The organism is Flavobacterium sharifuzzamanii (assembly GCF_003254585.1).
Classification (GTDB): domain Bacteria; phylum Bacteroidota; class Bacteroidia; order Flavobacteriales; family Flavobacteriaceae; genus Flavobacterium; species Flavobacterium sharifuzzamanii.
Genome location: NZ_QJGZ01000031.1, coordinates 15,599 through 38,471, shown reverse-complemented (window position 1 = coordinate 38,471; position 22,873 = coordinate 15,599). Strand labels below are relative to the sequence as shown.

Annotated in this window: 20 protein-coding genes; 17 read left to right on the top strand and 3 right to left on the bottom strand. The window is 34.2% G+C overall.

Annotated elements, in window-relative coordinates:
- The first annotated feature begins 83 nt into the window (after positions 1-83).
- The gene (locus DMA14_RS01990; RefSeq protein ID WP_111422719.1) at positions 84-710 is read left to right on the top strand and encodes a hypothetical protein; all 627 of its coding nucleotides are present in this window, start codon (positions 84-86) and stop codon (positions 708-710) included.
- Between the two features lie 139 nt (positions 711-849).
- Here the strand turns inward: DMA14_RS01990 and DMA14_RS01985 are convergent, their stop codons facing one another.
- Positions 850-2,103, bottom strand: coding sequence for a DUF445 domain-containing protein (locus DMA14_RS01985; protein WP_111422869.1), 1,254 nt, complete (start codon positions 2,101-2,103; stop codon positions 850-852).
- Between the two features lie 204 nt (positions 2,104-2,307).
- On the opposite strand from DMA14_RS01985, the gene map reads away from it, so the two are divergent.
- The 7 genes from map to DMA14_RS01950 all read left to right on the top strand — a co-directional run bounded on the left by map (position 2,308) and on the right by DMA14_RS01950 (position 11,534).
- Entirely contained in the window at positions 2,308-3,126 is an 819-nt protein-coding gene (map, locus tag DMA14_RS01980; protein ID WP_111422868.1) for a type I methionyl aminopeptidase, read from the top strand.
- 21 nt (positions 3,127-3,147) lie between these two features.
- A complete protein-coding gene (locus DMA14_RS01975) occupies positions 3,148-3,921 on the top strand; it encodes a class I SAM-dependent methyltransferase (protein WP_111422718.1) in 774 nt (257 codons plus the stop codon).
- 123 nt (positions 3,922-4,044) lie between these two features.
- A complete protein-coding gene (locus tag DMA14_RS01970) occupies positions 4,045-6,951 on the top strand; it encodes a DEAD/DEAH box helicase (protein ID WP_111422716.1) in 2,907 nt (968 codons plus the stop codon).
- Positions 6,952-7,025: 74 nt separating this feature from the next.
- Positions 7,026-8,279: a type IX secretion system plug protein gene (locus DMA14_RS01965; protein ID WP_111422714.1), complete on the top strand. Its 1,254-nt coding sequence runs from the start codon at positions 7,026-7,028 to the stop codon at positions 8,277-8,279.
- Between the two features lie 79 nt (positions 8,280-8,358).
- Positions 8,359-8,745 carry a Co2+/Mg2+ efflux protein ApaG gene (gene apaG, locus DMA14_RS01960; RefSeq protein ID WP_008467225.1) on the top strand — a complete coding sequence of 129 codons (387 nt, stop codon included), beginning with the start codon at positions 8,359-8,361 and terminating at the stop codon, positions 8,743-8,745.
- Positions 8,746-8,899: 154 nt separating this feature from the next.
- On the top strand, positions 8,900-10,525 hold the full coding sequence (gene pruA / locus DMA14_RS01955) for an L-glutamate gamma-semialdehyde dehydrogenase (protein ID WP_111422713.1): 1,626 nt from the start codon (positions 8,900-8,902) through the stop codon (positions 10,523-10,525).
- Between the two features lie 277 nt (positions 10,526-10,802).
- Complete coding sequence (locus DMA14_RS01950; protein WP_111422711.1) at positions 10,803-11,534, top strand: hypothetical protein; 732 nt, start codon at positions 10,803-10,805, stop codon at positions 11,532-11,534.
- Positions 11,535-11,600: 66 nt separating this feature from the next.
- Here the strand turns inward: DMA14_RS01950 and rsmG are convergent, their stop codons facing one another.
- Positions 11,601-12,230 (bottom strand): 16S rRNA (guanine(527)-N(7))-methyltransferase RsmG, encoded by a 630-nt coding sequence (rsmG, locus tag DMA14_RS01945; protein ID WP_111422709.1) that lies wholly within the window; start codon positions 12,228-12,230, stop codon positions 11,601-11,603.
- Between the two features lie 107 nt (positions 12,231-12,337).
- On the opposite strand from rsmG, the gene DMA14_RS01940 reads away from it, so the two are divergent.
- The 9 genes from DMA14_RS01940 to DMA14_RS01900 all read left to right on the top strand — a co-directional run bounded on the left by DMA14_RS01940 (position 12,338) and on the right by DMA14_RS01900 (position 21,335).
- A complete protein-coding gene (locus tag DMA14_RS01940) occupies positions 12,338-13,435 on the top strand; it encodes a fatty acid desaturase family protein (protein ID WP_111422708.1) in 1,098 nt (365 codons plus the stop codon).
- Between the two features lie 73 nt (positions 13,436-13,508).
- Positions 13,509-14,699: a pyridoxal phosphate-dependent aminotransferase gene (locus tag DMA14_RS01935; RefSeq protein ID WP_111422706.1), complete on the top strand. Its 1,191-nt coding sequence runs from the start codon at positions 13,509-13,511 to the stop codon at positions 14,697-14,699.
- Between the two features lie 391 nt (positions 14,700-15,090).
- Positions 15,091-15,546: a ferritin-like domain-containing protein gene (locus DMA14_RS01930; RefSeq protein ID WP_111422705.1), complete on the top strand. Its 456-nt coding sequence runs from the start codon at positions 15,091-15,093 to the stop codon at positions 15,544-15,546.
- Between the two features lie 120 nt (positions 15,547-15,666).
- The gene (locus DMA14_RS01925) at positions 15,667-16,254 is read left to right on the top strand and encodes a hypothetical protein (RefSeq protein ID WP_111422703.1); all 588 of its coding nucleotides are present in this window, start codon (positions 15,667-15,669) and stop codon (positions 16,252-16,254) included.
- A gap of 62 nt (positions 16,255-16,316) precedes the next feature.
- A complete protein-coding gene (locus DMA14_RS01920; protein ID WP_111422702.1) occupies positions 16,317-16,862 on the top strand; it encodes a dihydrofolate reductase family protein in 546 nt (181 codons plus the stop codon).
- A gap of 138 nt (positions 16,863-17,000) precedes the next feature.
- On the top strand, positions 17,001-18,869 hold the full coding sequence (locus DMA14_RS01915) for a peptidase U32 family protein (protein ID WP_111422700.1): 1,869 nt from the start codon (positions 17,001-17,003) through the stop codon (positions 18,867-18,869).
- A 407-nt stretch (positions 18,870-19,276) separates the two neighbouring features.
- Positions 19,277-20,437, top strand: a complete 1,161-nt coding sequence (gene purT, locus DMA14_RS01910; RefSeq protein ID WP_111422699.1) for a formate-dependent phosphoribosylglycinamide formyltransferase — start codon at positions 19,277-19,279, stop codon at positions 20,435-20,437.
- A gap of 2 nt (positions 20,438-20,439) precedes the next feature.
- Entirely contained in the window at positions 20,440-20,760 is a 321-nt protein-coding gene (locus DMA14_RS01905; RefSeq protein ID WP_111422697.1) for a DUF6370 family protein, read from the top strand.
- The gene (locus DMA14_RS01900; RefSeq protein WP_066032734.1) at positions 20,760-21,335 is read left to right on the top strand and encodes a Crp/Fnr family transcriptional regulator; all 576 of its coding nucleotides are present in this window, start codon (positions 20,760-20,762) and stop codon (positions 21,333-21,335) included. Before DMA14_RS01905 ends, DMA14_RS01900 begins: the two co-directional genes overlap by 1 nt.
- A 191-nt stretch (positions 21,336-21,526) precedes the next feature.
- Here the strand turns inward: DMA14_RS01900 and aceA are convergent, their stop codons facing one another.
- The gene (gene aceA, locus DMA14_RS01895; RefSeq protein WP_111422695.1) at positions 21,527-22,807 is read right to left on the bottom strand and encodes an isocitrate lyase; all 1,281 of its coding nucleotides are present in this window, start codon (positions 22,805-22,807) and stop codon (positions 21,527-21,529) included.
- Positions 22,808-22,873 lie beyond the last annotated feature (66 nt).

The window sequence follows — 22,873 nt, the reverse complement described above, 5'->3', positions numbered from 1 at the left end:
GCGACATAATTTTACTAGAAAATATTAATATATTTTAGTTAAAAGAAAATTCTTACTTTTGAAATGGTTTAAATACAATAAAAATGAAAAAGGAAATTTTAGATAGAATAAAACAGTTAGGTGGAAATATAGACAATATAAAAGGCGATTCGCTACTAGAAGATTTACAATCAATAACCTTTGACACAGTTTTGTATCAACGTCCTACAGATACACCTTGGGCAACCGCTGACGAAGAAGAACCTATTCATGGTATTGGAGATTTCATCGATGAAAACGAAGCTCTTTTTAAAGAAGATAAAGACGCCTTTTACGATAAAATCATTCAAAAATATTTTAGATTAACAGAAGAAGGATTTGGACAAATGTTTTGGCAAGCTTACCCTTTTACTCCATTCAAAGAAGGCACGGAAGATTATGAAGAATGGAATGATGAATTTATAGATGAAGAAACTGATTTAAGTGAAATTATAAAAGTTACAAATGACCCAAAACCAGATTTTGTTTTACTCGTTACAAACTACGGTTTTCCCGATAATTTTTATATTACTTTATCTGACCCACAACCTGAAAATCCAACTTTATTTGGTACAGATCATGAAGTCTTTTTCAGAGAAGTTACTAACGAAGGAAATCTAGAAGATTTCATGAATACTTTTATGACAAAAGAAGAACTTTTGGAAATTATAAAAAAGAAAATTGAAAATTAAATAACTGTGTTTTGCTTCATTTTTGTCATTTCGACTGAAAGGAGAAATCACACTAGAAATTCCGCAAAGTATGTCACCAATCTTTGTCGAGTTCCTTGTGTGATTTCTCCTTTCAGTCGAAATGACAAAATAGGGGTTATTACATTATAAAATAATGATAAATCTGTTCAACCCCATAAATCACAAGACCAATAACACCACCAACCAAAGTTCCGTTGATTCTAATGTATTGAAGATCTTTCCCGATTTCTAATTCTAATTTTTCTGAAACTTCTTTTCCATCCCAGCTCTTTACTGTTGACGAAATCAAATCTCCAATTACTTTTTTGTTGTTTAAGAGAACCGATAATAAATCATTTTTTATAAAACTGTTGATTTTATCAATCATAACAGGATCTTCTTTAATTCCGTTTCCGAAAGTTTGAATTAAATTTGAAATACTATTTTTTATCGAAGAATTGTCACCTTTATTCAAATCGTTTGTAATAGACAATTTAATTTCATCCCAAATTCCATTGATGTAATCTTGAACCTCTTTTTTTCCAACAAAACCCAAAATCATATCGTTGATTTTGACTCTCATCTCTTCTGAGCTTTTTACCTTTTCTAAGAAATTAAAAATGTATTCGTCAATTTTTATGCGTACTGCGCTTTCAGGCTTTTTAGCTTCATTAAGAAAATCTTGCAAACCATTAAAAACACCTTCTGTAATACTTTTATCTGCCAATCCGAAACTTAAAAGTGGTGTCGAAGCTTTAACTTTTTGCCTAATTAAATCTTTGTTGTTAGTCAATTCGGTACTCATAACTTCAAGAAGATTTGTCAGCATCTGATTTTTTAAATTTCCTTTTTGCAAAGGTTCTAATGCCAATGCAACCCAATCGCCAAAATTTATTCCTTCAATTTTTTCCTTAAACTGAACCTGAATAAATCTTCTGACATCTTCATCTTTTATTGTTCTTAAAATTCCCGGAATAATATTTACTGCAACTGCATTCGCAATTTTATTTGCATTGTCTTCCTTCGAAAGCCAATCTGAAGCTTTAGTGGCAAAATTGAATTCGTCAAGTTTTATTTCTAATTTTTCTCGGTCTAAAAACTCCTCAGAAACAAAATTTCCTAAGTTCTCTCCTATTTCATTTTTCTTGGTCGGAATAATAGCCGTATGCCAAATCGGAATTCCCATCGGATGACGAAAAAGCGCCACAACGGCAAACCAATCAGCAATTCCGCCAACCATTGCCGCCTCGCTAAAAGCCTGAAGTATTGGAATTTTAAAGTAAATGGCTATTATAAAAAGAAGCACCGCGAAACCCAAAAGAGACAAAGCAGTTGCTTTCATTTTCTTTAATGCCTTTACTTTGGCTATATCTTGATCTGTAATAGTTTCCATATTTATAAGCGTTTGTATTACTAATTTACGGCTTTTTTTTGGAGATATTAGTTTTGCCAAGAATTCCGCCAATTTTCACTAATTGCTTTTCCTTTAAAATTTTGACCAAATAATTCGTGCAAATTCGCGAAATTCGTGGCTAAAAATTTTGCGCAAAAAATGAGATAAAAATTGTACTTTTGCGAACTGAAAAATGGAAAAAATATGATTATCCAAAAAACTAGAGAGGAAATCGAATTAATGCGCGAAAGCGCTTTAATCGTATCAAAAACATTAGGAATGATTGCTTCTGAAATCAAAGAAGGAGTAACTACATTATATCTTGACAAATTAGCCGAAGAATTTATTCGTGATCACGGTGCTGTCCCAAGTTTCCTTGGATTGTATGATTTCCCGAATTCGCTTTGCATGAGTCCAAATGCTCAAGTTGTTCACGGTATTCCTAATAATATTCCTCTAAAAAGTGGTGACGTTATTTCGGTTGACTGTGGAGCTTTTAAAAATGGTTTCCATGGAGACCACGCATATAGTTTCGAGATTGGAGAAGTTGCACCTGAAGTTAAAAAACTTTTACGTGTTACTAAAGAATCTCTTTACGTTGGAATTAGAGAATTTAAAGCTGGAAATCGTGTAGAAGATGTTGGAAATGCGATTCAAAAATATACTGAAGCTCACGGTTACGGAGTAGTTCGTGAATTGGTTGGACATGGTGTTGGGCAAAAAATGCACGAAGAACCAGAGATGCCAAACTACGGAAAACGCGGACGCGGAAAGCTTTTTGTTGAAGGAATGGTTGTAGCAATCGAGCCTATGATCAACATGGGAACTAGAAACATCAAACAACTTAAAGACGGCTGGACAATCTTGACTGCTGACGGAAAACCTAGTGCGCATTTCGAACACGATGTAGCTTTAATTGATGGAAAACCTGAATTATTATCGACTTTCAAATACATCTACAAAGCCCTTGGAATCGAGAGTAACGAAGAAGATGAATTCAGACAAGTTCCGTTAATCGTATAAATACAACCCCGAATCAAACCTGTGAAAAAACTATTTAAATTAGTCCTTAATACAATTCCACGCCCAATATTAATTCGTTTAAGTTATGTGGCGCGTCCAATTTTAGCTTTCTCTTTAAAAGGAGATAAATTTACAGATCCAATTGATGGGAAAAGCTTTAAATCGTTTTTGCCTTATGGATACGGAAAACAGCGTAATAATGTGCTTTCGCCAAGTACGCTTTCTTTAGAAAGACACCGTTTGCTTTGGTTGTATTTAAACGATCAGACTGATTTTTTTACAGCACCAAAAAAAGTATTGCATTTTGCTCCAGAACAAGCTTTTTATAAAAGATTCCGCAAGCAAAAAAACTTAGATTATACGACAACTGACTTACTTTCGCCATTGGCAGATGTAAAAGCAGATATCTGTAATTTACCTTTTAAGGATAACGAATATGACGTTATTTTATGTAATCACGTTTTAGAGCACATTCCTGACGATACAAAAGCAATGCAGGAATTATACCGTGTTTTAAAACCAGGCGGAATGGCAGTTCTTCAAATTCCGCAGGATTTATCTCGAGAGGTTACATTTGCCGATGATTCGATTACAGATCAAAAAGAGCGCGCAAAAATCTTCGGACAATACGATCACGTTCGTGTTTACGGACGCGATTATTTCGATAAATTAAGAAGTATCGGTTTTATTGTGATCGAAGAAGATTATACAAATAAAATTGCACCAGAATTGGTTGAAAAATACTGTTTAGCAAAAGGCGAGATTATTCCGCTTTGCTTTAAACAGGAAAACTAATTTTCTCACCATATAAGTGATATAAGTTCATTTAAAAGGAGTTTTCAAAATAGTAATAATTTGAAAACTCCTTTTATTTTTTTGCCCAAACCTAAATTACAAGCCTAACCAAATCCCTAAATCTTGGAACCTACAAAATCATTTCAGTTCTGTTTTGACATCAGTTTGGAAAAAAATCTGAATGTCTATATTCCAACCGCATACATTGTTGAGAATACTAGCGAAATCAAATATTTGGACAAAAAAGCAAGTCCAGACGTACTTGAAAGTTTCGGAATCATTTTTGACAGTTTAGATTCCAACTCAAAAAGAATATTAACCGCTTGCGACTCTTTAAAACCTGAATTTATTTTTAAAAAATTCGGTGCTAAAATTAAATCAGCCAAAACAATTGCCGATTTACAGAAAGATTCAAAAATTGAATTTGCCATTCGTCAGCACTTAAAATTCAATTTAAGCTCGTTTTACGATTTAATCGTAAAAGAACAATTTCCCCTGTCTTTAAATCTTGGTCCAGAAAAAGATTTTTATCGCTCAAGAGTTAACATTGATCCGCTTGATTTTGAACCTCAAATTCAATTTGACAAGCATGCTGAAGGAATCACCTATACCCTTTCTTTAAAAGAAAATGAAACCACTTTTTCTCCAATGGATATCAAGGCAGAAATTCTTTTGGACGAACCAGGCTGGCTGATTATTAATAAAAAATTGGGACAGCTAAAAGAGTTGAACTCCAAAAAACTGATGCCTTTTTTAAAGAAAAAATCTATTGAAATACCATCAAAATTAGTTGATGATTATTTCAAAAGCTTTATTCCGCAAATCGCGAAGAAAATTGATATTGAAGCAACTGGTTTTGAGATTGAACTTCGTGACAAAATCATTTCTTGCACGATTCAGCCTATTCATGATTTCTTTAAAAACTGCTATTATCTTAATCTTTATTTTGATTACAACGGATATTCCTTTGACGGAAGCAAAGCCAAAAAGTCACATTCTTTTGTAGATTTCAGCATTGCTAATGAACCTAAAATAATTCAGTTTAAAAGAAATCCAGACGAGAATTTATTCATTGAAAAGTTAAATAAAATTGGTTTAACCAAAATCAAAAACGAATTATTTGGATTAAATTCAGAAGCTGAAAACACAGATCCTTACGTCAATATTCAACTGATTATCGATCATAAAGAAGAACTGAAAAGTTTAGGTTTTACCATCGAAAATTTAAAACTGGAAAGCAAAGAAATCATTACAGAAAGCTATACTATTTCTGCTTCAAAAGAAACAACTGGCGACTGGTTCGACATTAGAATCATTATTACAGTTGGCAATTATAAAATCAATTTTAGCGAAATTATTCCAAACATAAAAAGCAAGGAGAGACTTTTTGCATTGCCTGATGGAAACTACTTTTTGATTCCGCTAGAATGGTTCAGCAAATATGGCTCTTTGGCAAAATTAGCTAAAACAGAAAATGGCGTTCTTTTGTTGCGTAAAAGCAATTTTACGGCTTTGGACGGAATTTCAGAAATTGACAGTGATTTAGATCAGATTCATCAAGCTGAATTTACAGCTTCAGACTTAATAAAAGCGACTTTGAGACCTTATCAAATTGATGGTGTAAAATGGCTTTTAGGTCATTTTAATTCCAATATGGGCGCGTGTTTGGCTGATGATATGGGACTTGGAAAGACGCTGCAAACTTTATCTGTTTTGGTTTCTGTACAAGAACAATTAGGCTTTACGACCAAAACCACCAATTTTGATTTGTTTGCTAACGAAACCACTATCGAAAGAGAACCACTAAAAGCTTTGATCGTTCTTCCTTCTTCATTAGTTTTTAACTGGTTTAATGAAGCTGGAAAGTTTACGCCACACTTTTCGAAAATGCAATATGTTGGAAATGACAGAAAATCATTAGCAAGCAGAATCAATTCAACCGATTTGATTTTTACAAGCTACAGCATCATTCACCGAGATATTTCTATTTTAGAAAAATACGATTTCCGTTATCTGATTTTGGACGAGAGCCAATACATCAAAAATAAAAATTCTAAGATTTTTAAGGCGATCAATAAAATAAGTACAGGACATAAAATTGCTCTGAGTGGTACGCCAATCGAAAATTCGCTTGACGATTTATGGTCGCAAATGCAGTTTATCAATCCAGAGATTTTAGGAAGCTACGCTTTCTTTATGGAAAATTTCAAAAATCCTATTGAGAAAAAACAGAACGAAGAAGTTTTAACGGAATTAAAAAACCTCATCGCTCCTTATATTTTAAGAAGAACTAAAGAACAGGTTTTAAAAGATTTACCAGAATTGACAGAGCAGATTTATTACTGCGACATGGATCCGGAACAGGAAAAATTATACGAAAAAGAGAAATCTAAGGCGCGTAATTTCTTGCTTAAAACTGACGGATCTGGCCCAGATAAAATCAATATCATAAATACTTTGATGAAGTTGAGGCAGCTGAGCAATCACCCAAAAATGATCGATCAGGAATCTGAAGTTGATTCTGGAAAGTATATTGCCGTAACCAATTATTTAGAAAACTTAGTAAAAGCAAAACAGAAAGTAATCATTTTCAGTTCGTTTGTTACCAATTTAAATTTCTATACCGATTGGTGTAAGGAAAACAAAATAGAGTTCTGCGAAATTACAGGCGAAACCCCATCAGATAAAAGAGAGCAACAGGTTAAAATGTTTCAAGAAAAAGAAAATCCGTTGTTGTTCTTTATTTCGCTTAAAGCTGGAGGTGTTGGTTTGAATATCACCAAAGCTTCGTATGTTTTATTTTTAGATCCTTGGTGGAATCCTTTTGCTGAAAAACAGGGTGTCGCACGTGCACACAGAATCGGACAATTGAATAAAGTAAATGTGATTCGTTTTATTTCTAAAAATACAGTCGAAGAAAAAATCATCAAATTGCAGGAAAACAAAAAATTATTATCTGACTCACTTTTAGAAGAAAGTTATATCAATGATGAAATTGAGGGTAACTTAGAGTATATTTTAGGAAATTAATCGTTAAATCCAATAGATCGGCATCTTTTTCGTTATATAAAATTGTTATATTTACAATCTTACAACGTTTTAAGATGCCGAAATTTTTATATACAAGCTTTATTTTTCTTTTCATTTTCACTTTAGCGAAAGCTCAAGAAAAAGAAATTGATCCTCCTTACAACATTAAAACTGTCTCTTTTATTCAGAATGGCAGTAATGTTCCGCCAATTTTCGAATTAGGTTCTCCATTTACCTTTCAATTTGATGATTTGTTTGGCAATGAAGCCAACTATTACTTTGAAGTTATTCATTGCGATTACAACTGGTTCCCAACAGACATTCCAAAGACCGACTATATTTTTGGCATGGATAATCAGCGAATTACCGATTTTTCGAATTCGTTTAATACTCTACAGGTTTATACACATTATAGACTTTCTTTTCCGAATCAGTTTACACAATTACTAAAGCTTTCAGGCAATTATATGCTTCGAATTCTAAACGAAGACAGAGAAGTTGTTTTCTCAAGAAAATTTATTTTGCATGAAAATCATTGTACTGTTGGCGTGCAAGTAAAAAGAAGCCGTAACCTTAGTAATATTGATTATAAACAGAATCTTGATTTTGCTATTTTATCCAATGATATTGTGTTTCAAACTCCATTGCAAAATGTAAAAGTGCTTCTACTGCAAAACGGAAACTTTCATACCGAGATAAAAAATATTGTTCCTCAATATACCATTGGCAATCAGCTGGTCTATAAATATGACAAAGAAACTCAGTTTTGGGGTGGAAATGAGTTTTTGTATTTTGAAAACAAAGACATTCGAGCAGCTAATAATAATGTTGCCAAAATAGGTTCAAACAATGACATTTACAATGCGTTTTTGTACACCAATGCCGCAAGAGGAAATCAGATTTATACTAATTATGAAGATGTAAATGGAAATTTTGTTGTTAAGAACATCAACGGTTCTAATAATGATATTGAAGCCGATTATGCATGGGTTTATTTTAGTCTTTCTGCTCCTGCTTTTAGAATGAACAAAGACATTTATATTACTGGAATGTTTAACAACTATAGTCTTTCGCCAGAGTACAAAATGGATTACAATAATGACAAAGGAGTTTTTGAAAAAGCCATTATGATCAAACAAGGTTTTACTAATTTTCAGTATACCGTCGCAGATAAAAAAGGCGTCGTTGATTTTGAAAATGCTATTGACGGAAACTTTTATCAGACTGAAAACGAGTACACCATCTTGGTTTATTACAAAGAAGCCACTGACCGTTATCAGCGCGTAATCGGAAAAGGAAATGCAAACTCTATCAATATAGTCAATTAAAACAATGTTAAGGTTTTAGATTAAACGATTTTTTTTTGTAGCTTTGCCTCTATAACACTCACATATATACGGCGTTAGTATGGTTTCTCAAATTACACGAGGCATAAAAATATCTGTTTTGACTAGTTTTGAAGGTACATACTTCAAAAACTACAAGATTCATTTTGCTTTTAGCTACGTAGTTACCATCGAAAATCATAGTAAAGATTCTGTACAATTAACTTCTCGCCACTGGGAAATTTTTGATTCTTTAAATGATTTAGAAGTTGTAGATGGTGAAGGTGTAATTGGTAAGAAACCAGTTCTAAAACCTGGCGAAAACCATACGTACAGTTCTGGCTGTTTATTATCGTCTCCTTATGGCGCAATGAAAGGTCATTTTAATATGATCAATTTTACTACTACAAAAACATTCAAAGTAATTGTTCCTACTTTTAGAATGTGTGCTCCTTTTGCATTAAATTAAGATATAGTTTACAACTATTGCTTTTATCGTTATCTTAATCATAAAATTGTCAATTTATTAATTTATCCTTTGTACTTTTGTGCAACGTTAGATTATTCGTAACAAAACAAATCGTCTAACTTTAAATTGTCTAATTCACAAAATTTTAAATAACATGCTTAAAGGATTTTTCCATGTACCAAAAGCGGTAAACGAGCCTGTAAAGAGCTACGCACCAAACTCACCAGAAAAAGCTGCTGTTCAGGCTGCTTACACCACAATGTGGAATTCTCAAATTGACGTTCCTTTGTATATTGGAAACGAAGAAATTAGAACTGGAAATACAAGAAACATTACAGCTCCTCACGATCACCAGCACGTAGTTGGAAAATATCATTTAGCTGAAAAACAACATATTGAAAAAGCAATTACAAATGCACTTGAATCAAGAAAAGCATGGGCAAACTTAGCATGGGAACAGCGTGCTGCTATTTTCTTAAAAGCTGCTGAACTTATTGCTGGACCATACAGAGCTCGTATTAACGCTGCTACAATGATTGGTCAATCTAAAAATATTCACCAAGCAGAAATCGATGCTTCTTGCGAATTAATCGACTTCTTACGTTACAATGTTGAGTTTATGACTCAAATCTACAACGATCAGCCAAAATCAGATTCTTCTGTTTGGAACCGTGTAGAATACAGACCATTAGAAGGTTTTGTTTACGCTATTACTCCTTTCAACTTTACTGCAATCGCTGCAAACCTTCCTGCAAGTGCTGCAATGATGGGTAACGTTGTGGTTTGGAAACCAAGTGATAGCCAAGTATTTTCTACAAAAATCATTTTAGAAGTTTTCAAAGAAGCTGGAGTTCCTGACGGAGTTATCAACGTAGTTTTTGGAGATGCTTTAATGATTACAGATACAGTTTTAGCAAGCCGTGATTTTGCTGGTGTTCACTTTACAGGATCAACTCATGTATTTAAAGATATCTGGGCTAAAATTGGAGCAAACATTCACAACTACAAAACATACCCAAGAATCGTTGGAGAAACTGGAGGTAAAGATTTTATCATTGCTCACCCAAGCGCAAACGTAAAACAAGTGGTTACTGGAATTACTCGTGGAGCTTTCGAATTCCAAGGACAAAAATGTTCTGCTGCTTCTAGAGCTTATATTCCACAAAGTTTATGGCCAGCTGTAAAAGAACAATTGATTGCTGATGTAAAATCTATGAAAATGGGTTCTCCAGAAGATTTCGGAAATTTCATTACAGCAGTTATTCACGAAGGTTCTTTTGACAAATTAGCTAGTTATATTGATCAAGCTAAAAAAGATGCTGACGCAGAAATCATCGTTGGTGGAAATTATGATAAATCTGTAGGTTACTTTATTGAGCCAACAGTTATTGTAACTACAAACCCAAAATATACTACAATGGAAACTGAGTTGTTCGGACCAGTTATCACGATTTATGTTTACGAAGATGCTAAATGGGAAGAAACTCTTGAATTAGTTGATACTACTTCTGAGTACGCTTTAACAGGAGCTGTATTTAGCCAAGATCGTTATGCAATTGAAGTTGCTACAACTAAATTACAAAACTCTGCTGGTAACTTCTACATCAATGACAAACCAACTGGAGCTGTTGTAGGAATGCAACCATTTGGTGGAGCAAGAGCTTCTGGAACTAACGATAAAGCAGGTTCTGCATTGAACTTGTTACGTTGGGCTTCTCCAAGAACTATCAAAGAAACTTTTGTAACTCCAGAAGATTACAGATATCCTTTCTTAGGTTAATTTTTGTTTCAAGTTTCAGGTTTCAAGTTTTGAAATCTGACTATATATAAAAGCCGATCCTCTTTGAAGATCGGCTTTCGTTTTTACTTACCTCTATTTTCTTGTTACTTTTTTGTAATACTTTTCTTATTTATTTAAAAATCAACACTTTAAAAGTTTTAATTGTCTTATTTTATTACTTTAAAAACTTTTTGTTCCCTTCAAAAAAAACTCATCAGTATAAATTTGCTTCATCATTAAGCAACATTAAAAGATTTAATAAATTAATAGCATAAGTATGAGAAATTTAAACAATGTTCCTAAAATTATTATGGAATCAAAAAGTATAGGACACCCCATTGACTACAAATGGACAAAAAAGAAAATAAATAAACTTTTAGATCCTATTGAAGGAAATGATGATCTTGAAAATACCCTTATGCAAATAAATCATAAAGGTTCAATTGGATTGACCGCAGCATTACTAGAATGGGTATATTGGCGTTTTACAGGATACAGTCAAACAACAGATGATACTCAAAAACGAATTGAAGCACTGTGGTGTTCTATCAATAATCGCGAACAAACAAACCCTCTTTTATTTGATACAGATTTTGAAGTATCTGCAACTGGATCTGTTAATGGCGCTTTATGGATTGCATTAATGAATGTAAGAATGATAGATGTTAGATACCGAAAAGGCTCTTATTTTTTACAAAATGACCTTGTTGGACTAGCATTATTGGCGCGCCATATTACTCCAAAAAAGAAAAACTTTGACAATTGGTTTGCTCAAACTATCATCAAATTAACTCATTCTCATCCCAATCCGTATAAGAATGATACCTTAGATGAAAGTGATGAAGCTGTATACGATTCATCAAACGAACCTGTTATTTGTAGAGAGTTTTTCTTCGATGAAAAATTCAAATACTCTCTTGAAGCATCAGAAAACGCAATTCATGCCATGATTGATAATTTAGATCATAAAGCGAATAGTTTTTCAAATCTTCCAAAAAAAGCATCATAATTTCGACCTTTAGTTTTGTTCAAAAAAATAACCCGATTAGAATTTCCTAATCGGGTTATTTGTTATTTAAGGTTTAAATTTTAATGGAAGATGAACCACTTTCTTAGTTTCAAAGAATTCATCTTCAAATATATTCGCCAAATCGTATAAAGTTGCATTTGGAAAATCCTTCAGCTCATCAGTTAAATCACCGCCTTTCAAATATAAAATTCCATTTTTCAGTATGTGTTTATGCTGTTTTTTGATTTTGTCTTTAATCCACGAAACAAAATCAGGCATATTAGTAACTGCTCGGCTTACAATAAAATCGAAATCACCTTTTACCAGTTCAGCACGTTTTTGTTCTGCTTTTACGTTCTTTAATTCTAATGCATCTACAACACCCTGAACTACTTTTATTTTTTTAGCGATAACATCAATCAAATAAAAACGAGTTTCAGGAAAAAGAATCGCTAAAGGAATGCCAGGAAAACCTCCGCCTGTTCCAACATCCAAAACTGTTGCTCCTGGTTCGAACTTCATAACTTTTGCAATTCCTAATGAGTGCAAAATGTGTTTTGTATATAATGAATCAATGTCTTTACGCGAAATAACATTGATTTTTTCATTCCAATCGTGGTATAAAAAGTCTAATTTTTGAAATTGCTCGATTTGAAGATCGGTCAAATTGGGAAAATATTTCAATATCTCATCCATTGCTGTAAATTTTTAACAAAAGTACTACTTTACGATTGAAATATTTAACTCAATTTTGCAAATTGAGAATTTATAATAATTACCTTTGAAACCTATTTAAAACAATTATGAATAACACGGCTCCAACTTTTGCAAGGCAAGACAATCTGAAGTTTTTCAGAACACTTAACTCTCGGGTAAACAATTACTTCAAGGAGAACAACATTCAGAAAACTGGAAACTGGAAGTTACACTTAAAAGCCGTTATTCTATTTGCTGTTTTTCTAACTCCCTATTTTTTAATTCTTACCCTTAACATGCCATTTTGGGTTATGTTACTTTTATCAATTGTAATGGGTGTTGGAATGGCTGGTGTTGGAATGAACGTTATGCATGACGGAAATCATGGTTCTTATTCAAATAAAAGCTGGATAAACAAATTTATGGGTGGAACAATTTATGTTTTGGCCGGAAATGTTTACAACTGGCAGGTACAACATAATGTATTGCATCACACTTATACTAATATTCCTGGGCATGATGAAGATTTAGATGCGGGAAGAATTATTCGTTTTACAGAACATGCTGAATGGCATCGTTTTCACCGTTTCCAACATTACTATTCTGTTTTCTTATATGGATTATTAACCTTCAATTGGGCTTTAACAACCGATTTTAAGCAAATGAGAAATTACCTGAAAAGAAAATTATCTTACGGAGAACCGAAAAACCCTAAAATCCTTTGGACAACACTTATCATCACTAAAATGATTTATGTATCAATTTGGATTGTTTTACCAATAGTAATTGGAATTACATGGTGGAAAGTACTTGTTGGCTTTTTTGCGATGCATTACACAGCTGGATTAATCTTAAGTATTGTATTTCAATTAGCACACGTAGTTGATCATACTACAAATCCAACTCCAAATGATTTAGGAGAAATGGATAACACATGGGCAATTCACCAATTGTATACTACAACTAATTTTGCGCCAAAAAATGCAATCGTAAACTGGTATACTGGCGGATTAAACCATCAAATCGAACATCATATTTTTCCAAATATCAGTCATATTCACTATGGTAAAATTGCAAAAATCGTAAAAGAAACAGCAAAAGAATGCAACTTACCTTATTACGAATACAAAACAATGCGAAGTGCTGTTGTTGCTCACTTTAAGCATTTACGCGATTTGGGAATGAAACCTGAATTATCAGTTTAATAACTAAAGAAAATCTATTAATAATTAACCTTCCTTAATAAACAGCAAATTAGGGACATTCAAAAATTTTATAATGAATCATATTCTTTCGGACAGAATCAACAACCTTGCTACATCGCAAACTTTAGCAATGGCCGCTTTGGCAAGAGAATTAAAAGCACAAGGAAAAGACATTATCAGCTTAAGTTTAGGTGAGCCTGACTTCAACACACCAGACTTCATTAAAGAAGCAGTAATAAAAGCAGTAAACGAAAATTATAGCACTTATTCTCCAGTAGAAGGTTACTTAGAATTAAGAGAAGCAATTTGCAGAAAATTCAAAAGAGACAATGATTTAGAATACAAACCAACTCAAATCGTAGTTTCTACAGGAGCAAAACAATCATTATACAACATTGCACAAGTAATGTTAAACGAGGGTGACGAAGTGATTTTACCAGCACCTTACTGGGTTTCTTATTTCGAAATCGTAAAACTTTCTGGCGGAGTTCCAGTTGAAGTTCCAACATCTGTAGAAACAGATTTCAAAATGACACCAGAACAATTAGAAGCTGCCATCACACCAAAAACAAAAATGATGTGGTTCTCTTCTCCTTGTAATCCTTCAGGTTCTGTTTACAGCAGAGAAGAATTAACAGCATTAGCAAAAGTTTTAGAAAAACACCCAAATATCTATGTAGTTTCAGATGAAATTTATGAGCACATCAATTTCTCAGGAACTTTCTGCAGCATTGGTTCAATCCCAGGAATGTTAGAAAAAACAATTACTGTAAACGGAGTTGCAAAAGCATTCGCAATGACAGGATACAGAATTGGTTACATTGGAGCTCCAGAATTTATTGCTAAAGCATGTACAAAAATTCAAGGACAAGTAACTTCTGGTGCAAATTCTGTTGCTCAACGCGCTACAATTACTGCTGTAGATGCTGATCCTAGCGTTTTAAACCACATGGTTAAAGCTTTCCATGGTCGTAGAGATTTAGTGGTTGGATTATTAAAAGAAATTCCAGGAGTAAAAATTAACGTTCCAGAAGGTGCATTTTATGTGTTCCCAGACGTTTCTTCTTTCTTCGGAAAAACATTAAAAGGACACGAAATTAAAGATGCAAACGACGTTTCAATGTATCTTTTAGCTGAGGCAAATGTAGCAACAGTAACTGGTGAGGCTTTCGGAAATCCAAACTGTATTCGTTTCTCTTACGCAACAAGCAACGATATTTTAAAAGAGGCATTACGCAGAATCAAAGAAGCTTTGACTGCATAACAATATTCTAAGTTTTTATAAAAACGGCTTAAGGTTCAAAAGTTTCATCACTTTTATACTTTAAGCTGTTTTTTTTATGAGTTTATTTTGGACGTAAGCCTGTCCCGATAGCTATCGGGAGGCTATCCGTTACAAGTCCTCGCACTTCCTTCGTCAGGCTCCGGGCTTTCCACTCCTATCCCTCAAGCAAACAGCATACGAGAAATATCATTTTCAAAACTAAATTTTTGAGCATTTAAAATTGGTGAAATTCGTGAAATTCGTGGCGAACAAAAAAACAGTTTCAAAATTCCCATTCTACAATATTATAAAACCCCAACTGTAATCCTATAAAACATAACACTTTATAAATCGTCAACTTTGTAATGTATTAATTTAAAAACTATTAGTCATGATACATACAGACGAAACCACACAAGAAGCTGTTAAAACTTTAGAGGGATTAATTTCAATCCTTGAAGACGGGAAATTAGGATATACAGATGCAGCCGAACATGTAGAAAATCCAGCCATGAAAACCGATTTCCTTGAATATGCCCGCGAAAGAGCATTGTTTATTGTAGAATTACAAAACCAAATCAACAAACTAGGAAAATCTACAGATACTTTAGGCGGAGGTCCATTAGGCGCGCTACACCGAGCTTGGATCGATATTAAATCTGCCTTTACAGGAGGTGATACAGAAGCAATTATAAACGCTTGTATTACAGGTGAAGAAGCTGCAATTGAAAAATACAAAAAAGCACTCGAAGAAAACCATTTGGAACATGATCAAGTATATATCATTTCAAAACAATTAAATAGTATTCAAAATACTTTATCGCAAATTAAAATGAGAGTAAATTAATTGATCGATTCATGCTTTTTTTTGAAAACTGCTCGGTCTTCGGATTGGGCGGTTTTTTTGTTTTTAAAATCGAACGAATAATTCTTACATTCGCCCCATTATTTAAGAAATCAAAAAAATATGACTTCAACTCTACGCTATTTTACTATTATTATTATAGTATTATTTTCATCTCATTCAAAAGCCCAAACTACAGGTAATTTCATCAAAGCATCCATAGGCTATGGATCGAGCAGTTCTTATTACATAGAAGATTATGGAAGCCAAGAAGAAGTAGATGTTATGGGAGGCGGTCTTTACCTTCAAGGTGAGTATATTATAGGACTAAAATCGTGGTTTAGCATAAGACCTTACGCTGGCGCTATTTTTGAATCTGTAGACAAAAATCAAAACATACAAAATCAGCCTCAATATAAAGTAACAACTAATGCTTTTTTAATGGGAGGAAAAGTTCGTTTTTGCGCTCCAATTCCATGGGTTGCACCATTTATAGAAGGAGGTATTGGAACTTCAATAGGTAAATTCGAAACGTTTACGCCAAATGTTAATTTTAATAAAAGTGATGTTTTACTGCATATTCCATTTAGTATTGGATTGGCAATCGGCAGACATAACAATTTCGAAATCGGGATTTCTGGGTATTTTCATCCAGCTGCAAAACAGTCAACAGGAGTGTTTGCAGTCGGATATACTTTTCCGTTAGATTAGTTTTATATAAACTAAAAAAACCTACCTTACACTAAAGTAAACCAGACATAAATATTTGATGCATGAAAAAAGCAATTCTAGATTTAGCAGTAACCTTAGATGGTTTCATTGAAAGCACAAACGGAGAAATTGATTGGTGCATTATGGATGACGATATGGACTTTGATGGATTTTTATCAGGCATAGATACTATCTTTTATGGTCGTGTAAGTTATGATTCTTGGGGTAATTATCAACCTGAAGCAAATGCAAATAATGCCGAACAAATGCTTTGGAAAGGAGTACATTCAAAAAAGAAATACGTTTTTTCTAGTCAAAACAAACAAGATAGCAAGGCAACATTTATAAATTCTGATATCACTACAAAAGTAAATGAGATTAAGTTGCAATCTGGAGGTGACATTTGGCTCTATGGCGGTGCAAGTCTTATTAAAACTTTTATTCAACTAAATCTTATTGACACTTATAGAATATCAGTTCATCCAATAGCTTTAGGAAGTGGAAAACCGTTATTTGAAGATTTAAAAGAGCGGCTAGAATTAAGATTACTTAAAACCAATATTTTCAAATCTGGAGTAGCACAACTTATTTACGAACCTGTGAGATAAGCAAAAATTCACTTATCATCATTCCATATTAAGTTAACAAATTCAAAAAAATCGCTTCATCGCTAGCAAACTCGGAATATTTATTAGACCTTTGCACACTTTTTTTCGGGAATACCACAAAAGTCTAAAGTTTTAGAAATGAAGAAGAAAATCGAAATATTAGCTCCTGCTAGAGATTTAATTGGAGGAATCGCTGCCATAAATAGTGGTGCCGATGCTGTATATATTGGTGCACCGCAATTTGGGGCACGTTCTAATGCCAACAACTCAATTGAAGATGTTGCTGAATTAGTAAAATACGCGCACTTATTTAACGCACAGGTTTTTGTGGTTATGAATACCATTTTGTACGACAATGAATTAGAAACGTGTCGTGCCATGATTTGGGAATTATACGATATTGGTGTCGATGCCTTGATCATTCAGGATATGGCGATTATGGAAATGGACTTGCCTCCTATCGTACTTCACGCCAGTACACAAGCTAATAATCGTGATGCAGATAAAATTAAATTTCTTAAAGATGCCGGAATCAAACGTGTGGTTTTAGCGCGTGAATTGAACCTGCATCAAATTAAAACAATATACGACCACGCTGATGTTGAATTAGAGTTTTTCGTAACCGGAGCTTTATGTGTTTCTTTTAGCGGAAACTGTTATATGAGTGTGGCAAACGGAGAACGAAGCGCAAACCGTGGTTCTTGTGCACAAAACTGCCGTTTACCTTACAACTTAATCGACGGAAACGGAGATACTTTAATCCGAAACAGTCACTTGCTTTCGATTAAAGATTTAGACGTTTCAGATCAGATTCCAAATTTGATTGAAGCTGGAATCGTTTCTTTCAAAATTGAAGGAAGATTAAAAGATGTCGCTTACGTTAAAAACAACGTATCTTATTTACGTCAAAAATTGGACAGCTTTTTAGAAGGAAGCGACAAATATATCAAAGCTTCTTCTGGAAAATGTACGTATACTTTCGATTCTGCTTTAAGCAGAACTTTTAACCGCGGTTATACTGATTATTTCGTAAACGAAAGACACAGCTCGATTGGTTCTTGGGAAAGTCCAAAATCAAAAGGTCAATATATTGGTAAATTAATTAGAACTGTCGGAAACGCTTACGAAATTGAAAACGGCGAATTATTAAACAACGGTGACGGACTTTGTTTCATTAACGAGAACAACGAAGCTGACGGAATCTACGTAAACAAAGCTGAAAACGGAAAAGTATATCCAAACGTTTTAAAAGAAATCAAAGACGGAACTTTCATCTATAGAAACAACGACGCTGCTTTTATCAAAATCGTAGAAAGAGAAGATAGTGCAATCCGTAAAATCGGAACTACTTTATTGCTTACTGAAAATGAAAATGGTTTTGAATTAATAGCAACCGACGAAGACGGAAACGTAAGTACAGTAAAACTAGAGCATCCGAAAGAGAAAACTAAAACTGGCGAATCAATCGAAGAAAACATAAAAGTTCAATTAGCAAAAACAGGTTTTACACCTTATAGCGCTGATGAAATTAATGTAATGTTCACCGAAAACTGGTTCCTTCCTATTTCAAAAATCAACGAAATGAGAAGAAATGTTTTCGAACAATTATCAGAAATTCGTTTGGCAAATTACGTTCGCGAAGAACACCAATTGGTAAAAACGTCGCATCCTTATCCAGAAACTAAACTGGATTTCATGTACAACGTTTCGAACAAAACGGCTCGTAAATTCTACGAACGCCACGGTGTTACCGAAATCGAAAAAGCATTCGAATTACAATGGGATCCAGGAAAATCTCGTGTAATGACAACGAAATATTGCATCAAATACGAGTTGAAAAAATGCCCAATACACCAAAAAGACATCGTTGGTGTTAAGGTAAAAGAGCCATTAGTATTAAAACAGGGAGAATTAGAATACAAACTAAAATTCAACTGTAAACCTTGCGAAATGGAAATCTGGGAAAAAGATGCTGAATTTGAAATTGAAGAAGATCATTTTCACTAAAAAAGTTTAACCGCAAAGAGCGCAAAGAAATACGCAAGGTTCGCAAAGATTATTTTAAAATCTTTGCGAACCTTTTTTTATCCTGTTATTTCTCCAATCTTGTCATTTCGACGAAGGAGAAATCTTCGCAAGTAACTCCGTTCCAATAAGCCAATCTTTGTAGAGCCACTCGTGAAGATTTCTCCTTCGTCGAAATGACAAACTGTATGGTTACTTTGTATAAAAATTAAAATCTCACTCAAAAAATAAATCTGTAAAATCTGCGTAAAACCTTTGCGTACTTTGCGGTTAAACCTAGATTATGTAGACGCACTGCAGTGCGTCTCTACACCAATCCATACGAATAGGCTTTGTGGTTAAAAACATTTTTCCCTACTTTTACTACTCAAACAATACACTACTCAAAAATGAAAATACTACTTCTAGGTTCAGGTGAATTAGGCAAAGAATTTGTCATTGCCGCACAACGAATCGGACAAACCATAATCGCAGTTGACAGTTACGAAAATGCACCAGCCATGCAAGTTGCACATGATTTCGAAGTCATCAATATGCTCGACGGCGAAGCACTTGACCGAATCGTAGCCAAACACCAACCTGATTTTATAGTTCCTGAGATAGAAGCCATTCGCACCGAACGTTTTTACGATTACGAAAAACAAGGAATCACCGTTGTTCCTTCAGCGAAAGCAGCAAACTTTACCATGAATCGTAAAGCCATTCGTGACTTAGCAGCAAAAGAATTAGGATTAAGAACAGCAAAATACGAATACGCAACTTCAGCAGAAGAACTCCAAAAAGCCGTTCAAGAAGTTGGAATTCCGTGCGTCGTGAAACCATTAATGTCTTCATCTGGAAAAGGGCAATCGACTATCAAAACTGAAAGTGATATCGAAAAAGCGTGGCAATATGCCGTTGCAGGTTCACGTGGCGATGTTATCGAAGTTATTATAGAGGCTTTTGTCAATTTCGATTCTGAAATTACACTTTTAACGATTACTCAAAATAATAACCCAACTTTGTTTTGCGCACCAATTGGCCACAGACAAGAAAGAGGAGATTATCAAGAAAGCTGGCAGCCTGCTTTGGTTTCAGAAAAAGACTTGTACGAAGCACAGGATATGGCCGAAAAAATTACGGAAGCTCTTGGGGGAGCAGGGCTTTTTGGCGTTGAATTTTTCTTAACGAAAGAAGGCGTTTATTTCTCTGAACTTTCACCGCGCCCACATGATACTGGAATGGTAACTTTGGCAGGAACGCAGAATTTTAACGAATTTGAATTACATTTAAGAGCCATTTTAAGTCTTCCAATTTTCGAAATTACTTTAGAAAAAGCTGGAGCAAGTGCTGTAATTTTAGCTTCAGAAGATTCAACTAATCCAACTTTTACAGGAATTGAGAAAGTAGCCGCTTTACCAAAAACCGATTTCAGAATTTTTGGTAAACCAACTTCAAGACCTTACCGCAGAATGGGAGTTGTTTTAAGCCATGATACACTTTCAACTCCAATTAACGAAATAACAGAACGCGCCAAAGAAACGGCAAAACTAATCACAGTAAATTCTTAACTATGAAAAATATACTTTTAGCAACTTTCCTTTTTATTGGAATTGCAGTACAGGCACAAGACAAAAAGAAATTTGACAAACCAACAGTCGTTGAAGCATCTTGCGGGGAATGTCAATTTGGAATGAAAGGCAAAAGCTGTGATTTAGCAGTTCGTATTGACGGAAAATCTTATTTCGTTGACGGAACGACAATTCATGATCATGGAGACGCTCACGCTGAAAAAGGGTTCTGTAATGCAATAAGCAAAGCTTTAGTTACGGGAGAAATCGTAAACAATAGATTCAAAGCAACTTCATTTACCTTAATCGACGATAAAAAATAATGGCATTAATTCTCGAAAATATTGCCAAACACGTTTCTCTGACACCAGAAGAACAGGCGCTTTTTTTATCTAAACTAGAAACGAACACTTACAAAGCCAAAACACTTTTATTAAATGCTGGCGAAGTCTGCAAACATTCCTATTTTGTAAATTCAGGTATTTTAAGAAGTTTCAATATCAACGATAATATTGTTGAACATGTTTTATCATTTGCCTGCGAAGGCTGGTGGATGAGCGATATGTACAGTTATTTTTCGCAAAAACCAGGACAGCTTTTTATTGAAGTTTTAGAAGAAGCTGAAGTGGTTTCGTTATCTAAAGAAAACCAAGAACAATTGTATCTTGAAATTCCAAAACTGGAACGTTTTTTCAGAATTTTAATTGAGAATTCATTGGTTGCGAATCAGCAGAGATTAATGGATAACCTGAGTTTGCCTGCGGAAGAACGTTTTGAAAAATTCACCAAAAAATACGGAACATTGGTACACAAAGTTCCTCAAAAACAAATCGCTTCTTTCATTGGTGTAACACCAGAATTCTTCAGCAAAATGAAAGCTAGGCTTTTGAAGAAATAGTTTTTGCCACAGATTTCACAGATTAAAGTGATTTTTTTTTAGCCACGAATTACACGAATTTCCACGAATTAAATTGAATAAAAAATTTGTGGAAATTCGTGTAATTCGTGGCAACATTTTTTAATCCTTTTAATCTGTGAAATCTGTGGCAAAAAAATACGGCTCGTAATCGAACCGTATTTTCTTTTGAATTAAAATTGCTCAACCTCTGTAGAATGTTCCATTGCGGTTATTGCTGATTTTCCTAACATCACCGTATTTTGAACGGCATCGAAATAAGAAGTCCCTACGAAAGCTTGATGTTTTACAGCTCTGAATCCGTTTTTTTGTAAAGCAAATTCGCGTTCCTGCAATTCAGAATATCCTGCCATTCCTCGTTCTTTATAGGCTTTAGATAATTCGAACATACTGGTATTCAAAGCGTGGAATCCTGCTAAAGTGATGAATTGGAAGCTATATCCCATTGCAGCTAAATCTTCCCTGAACGTTTCCATTTCGGCAACAGTTAATTTTGCTGCCCAATTGAAAGATGGAGAACAATTATAAGCCAACATTTTGTCTGGAAATTCTTTTTTCATTGCTTTTGCAAATTTTCTTGCATAATCCAAATCCGGATTACTGGTTTCCATCCAAATCAAATCGGCATAAGGTGCGTAGCTCAAACCTCTTGCAATTCCCTGATCGATTCCGTTTTTTACGTAAAAGAAACCTTCAGCCGTTTTTTCTCCTGTTAAAAATTTTCTATCTCTAGGATCGGCATCGCTTGTTAGTAAATTAGCCGCATCGGCATCTGTTCGGGCAACGATTAAAGTTGGAACACCCATAACATCTGAAGCCAGTCGCGCAGCAATCAGTTTATTAATTGCTTCTTGCGTTGGAACCAAAACTTTTCCGCCCAAGTGTCCACACTTTTTAGCAGAACTTAACTGATCTTCAAAATGAACTCCAGAAGCTCCAGCTTCAATCATCGATTTCATTAATTCGAAAGCATTTAAGTTTCCGCCAAAACCTGCTTCGGCATCAGCCACAATGGGCACTAGATAATCTTTTTTATCTTCAATATTATTTACAGTCTGAATCTGATCAGCACGTAACAACGCATTATTAATTTTTTTAACCACCATCGGAACGCTGTTTACAGGGTAAAGTGATTGGTCAGGATACATTTCTCCAGCCAGATTTGCATCAGCAGCAACCTGCCATCCGCTTAAGTAAATCGCTTCTAAACCCGCATCGACTTCCTGAATTGCCTGATTTCCAGTCAACGCTCCCAAACCTGCAACATAATCCTGACTTTTTAACTTTCTCCATAATTTCTCTGCACCCATTTTGGCAATAGAATGCTCAATTTTATAAGACCCTTGAAGCGTTACTACTTCACTTGCAGTATAAGGACGCTCTACTCCTTTCCATCTCGGGTTCGTTATCCAATCGTTAATCAATTCCTGAATTCTGTCTTCTGTTGTTTTCATAATATAGTTTAGTTAAAGTGGTTCGTTTTTTAATGTTCAGTTTTTAACTGTGACTTTTTTTAACAC